The sequence below is a fragment of the Rhodoferax sp. UBA5149 genome (assembly GCF_002413825.1).
Classification (GTDB): domain Bacteria; phylum Pseudomonadota; class Gammaproteobacteria; order Burkholderiales; family Burkholderiaceae_C; genus Rhodoferax.
Genome location: NZ_DHXT01000150.1, coordinates 1 through 2,805 on the forward strand (window position 1 = coordinate 1; position 2,805 = coordinate 2,805).

3 protein-coding genes and 1 pseudogene are annotated in these 2,805 nt (G+C 64.5%); 1 reads left to right on the forward strand and 3 read right to left on the reverse strand.

Annotation, left to right across the window (positions count from 1 at the left end; all coding sequences use genetic code 11):
- Positions 1-146: 146 nt before the first annotated feature.
- Positions 147-596 (reverse strand): SRPBCC family protein, encoded by a 450-nt coding sequence (locus B3V69_RS12820; protein ID WP_296447115.1) that lies wholly within the window; start codon positions 594-596, stop codon positions 147-149.
- Positions 597-730: 134 nt separating this feature from the next.
- Here B3V69_RS12820 and B3V69_RS12825 point away from each other — a divergent pair, with 134 nt between their 5' ends.
- Positions 731-1,375 (forward strand): TetR/AcrR family transcriptional regulator, encoded by a 645-nt coding sequence (locus tag B3V69_RS12825; protein WP_296447117.1) that lies wholly within the window; start codon positions 731-733, stop codon positions 1,373-1,375.
- 81 nt (positions 1,376-1,456) lie between these two features.
- On the opposite strand, the pseudogene B3V69_RS12830 reads toward B3V69_RS12825, so the two are convergent.
- Positions 1,457-2,163, reverse strand: a pseudogene (locus B3V69_RS12830) (SDR family oxidoreductase).
- A 15-nt stretch (positions 2,164-2,178) separates the two neighbouring features.
- On the reverse strand, positions 2,179-2,805 hold a 627-nt coding region (locus B3V69_RS12835; protein WP_296447119.1), incomplete at its 5' end, for a thiolase family protein.

Below are 2,805 nucleotides of genomic sequence, written 5' to 3' on the forward strand. Positions count from 1 at the left end.
AGATTGCAACACTACACTAGCGCCTCTTTGTAAAAGGTGATGGCTTCTTCGCAGCGGCCGTTGAAAAACAGGTAGGGTTCCAGTTTCATTTGGTGTTCTCCAGGAATGTTGGGGTGAATGGTTTGTCGATGTGTGTGCCGCGTGGCTTAGCCGGGAATATTGGGCTCAACCAGCGTGGTCAGTTGCGCCAGCGACTCTTGCCAGCCCAGGTAGCACATTTCCACGGGTATGGCCTCGGGCAGGCCCTCTTGCACGATGCTCAGTTCGGTGCCGCAGAGCACGGGCTTGAAGGTGATGGTGGTCTTCATGCTGCCGGGCAGGTTGGGGTCGTCAAACTTGTCGGTGTAGCAAATCTTGGCGGCGGGCACCAGCTCTATGTACTCGCCACCAAAGCTGTGGCCGTTGCCGGTGCCAAAGTTGGTGAAGGCCATTTTGTAGGTGCCGCCGACCCGTGCGTCCAGGTGCGAGACCTTGCAGGTGAAGCCATAGGGCGGCAGCCACTTGGCCATGGCATCGGCATCCAAGAATGCCTTGTAGACGCGATCCGGCTGGGCGCGGATGACGCGGTGCAGTTCTACGGTATGGGGTTTTGGCATGGTCTGTTTTCCTCCTTGTTTTAAGAGTGGTGACGCCTTGCTGTGTACGCTTGCGATAAGGCGTGCATTCAATTGTGGACAGCGTGCACAAAAGAATAGCATGGATAATGGACGGTGTCCACATTGCTTTGTTTATGTCTGTTACAACCACCCCCTCCGCACGCAAAACCTACCGCCATGGTGATCTGCGCCGTGCCTTGCTGGAGGCCGGCATTGCGCTGGCCCGCGAGGGTGGCCCTGCTGCCGTCACGCTGCGCGAGGCCACGCGCCGCGCGGGCGTGGCGCCCAATGCGGCCTACCGCCACTTTGCCAGTCAGCAGGCGCTGCTGGTGGCGGTGCGTGCCACGGCACTGTCGGCGGTGGCCAAGTCCATGGAGGATGAGTTGGCGGCGGTCCCGCCTAAGCTGTCGCCCGCCGACCGCGCCCGTGCCTGCGTGCGCGCGGTGGGCACGGGCTACCTGCGCTTTGCCAAGGCCGAGACGGGCTTGTTCCGCACGGCGTTTGCCCTGTCCCACAAGCTTATCCAGGCCACGCCCGAATGGCCCACCGCCGGCCCCAGCGGGCGCAACCCGTATGAGCTGCTGTGCGGTGCGGTAGACCAGTTGGTGCAGGCCGGTGTCATGCCCGCAGCCAAGCGGCCGGGTGCCGAGATACTGGCTTGGTCCGCCGTGCATGGCTTGGCCATGCTGGTGGTGGACGGCCCACTGGCGGCGCCGGTGGGGCCGCACTTTGAGATGTTCGGCCAGCGGCTGTTGGATATGGTAGAAAAGGGGCTGTAGCCCCCGTCGGATATGCGTAAGGCGCTATCGAAAATGTAGTGACTACGGGCGTTGCACCCGTTGCCGCTCACACTGCAAGCCTTAACCCACTTGCCCCAAGTACACCCCCGGCTGTGCTGATAGACCCTGCTTCACATTGCGGGTCAGCCCATCTGCCAGCACCTCATCCTGCCCCGCCTCCAGCGCGGCCAGCGTCTGGCGCGCCACGTCTTGTGGCTCGGCCTTGGGGCCAGGCACCGTGCGGGCCATGTCGGTGTCCGTAAAGGCCACGTGCACGCCCACCACCTGCGTGCCTTGCGCGCGCAGTTCGTTGCGCAGGCCATTGGTCAGTGACCATGCTGCCGACTTGGACGCGCTATAGGTGGCCGCGGCGCTCAGGTTCAACCAGCTCAGCACCGACAGCACATTGACAATCGCGCCGCCGCCGTTGGCTTTCAAGATGGGGGCAAAGGCCTGGCTCAGTGCCAGCGGGCCAAAGAAGTTGGTCTCCAGCTCGGCGCGTGCGGCGTCTGCGCTGCCTGCAGCCAGGAACGACGAGCTGCGCCCTATGCCGGCGTTGTTGATCAGCAGCGTCAAGTCAGTGCAGCGCGCTCGGCGGCGGCGGTGATGTCGGCCGCGTTGGTCACGTCCAGTTGGATGGGCGTCACCCCGGCGAGGGTGATGCTGCTGGGGTCGCGCGCTGCGGCGTAGATCTTGGCGGCACCGGCTTCCAGCAACGCGTTGACGAAAGCGTGGCCCAGGCCGCGGTTGGCTCCGGTGACCAGGACTACTGCGTTTTTGATCTGCATGATTTTTCCTTCAGGTTAGATACGTTCCAGAATGGTGGCAATGCCTTGCCCGCCGCCCACACACTGGGTGGCCAGCGCATAGCGCGCGTTTTCACGGACCAGCAGTGCGGCTGCCTTGCCGGTGATGCGTGCGCCGGTGGCGCCCAGCGGGTGGCCAATGGCCAGGCCGCCGCCGTCGATGTTCACGGTGGCTGGGTTCAAGCCCAGCTCGCGAATGCAGGCCAGGGCTTGGGATGAAAAGGCTTCGTTGATCTCGACCACGCCCAGGTCGGCAACCGTCAGGCCCGCGCGGGCCAGCGCCTTGCGCGTGGCGGGGATGGGGCCAATGCCCATGACGGCCGGGTCCACCCCCACGCTGGCAAAGGACACAATGCGCGCCGTGGCCTGCAGATGGTGCGTCCGTGCAAAGGCTTCGCTGGTCACCAGCACGGCCACCGCGCCATCGGTCAGCGGGGACGATGTACCGGCAGTGACCACGCCGTCGGCCTTGAACACGGGGCGCAGCGCGGCCAGTGCTTCGGCGTTGGTGCCGGGGCGTATGCAGCCGTCGTGCGTGACCCTGTCGCCCGCAGGCGTGGTGATGGGCACGATCTCGGCTTCCAGTCGGCCGTGTTCGCGGGCAAACGCGGCCTTGCGGTGGGA

Bases quoted from the DNA above. Each gene is read 5' to 3' on its own strand.
- B3V69_RS12820 (WP_296447115.1), bottom strand. From the start codon at position 596: ATGCCAAAACCCCATACCGTAGAACTGCACCGCGTCATCCGCGCCCAG.
- B3V69_RS12825 (WP_296447117.1), top strand. From the start codon at position 731: ATGTCTGTTACAACCACCCCCTCCGCACGCAAAACCTACCGCCATGGT.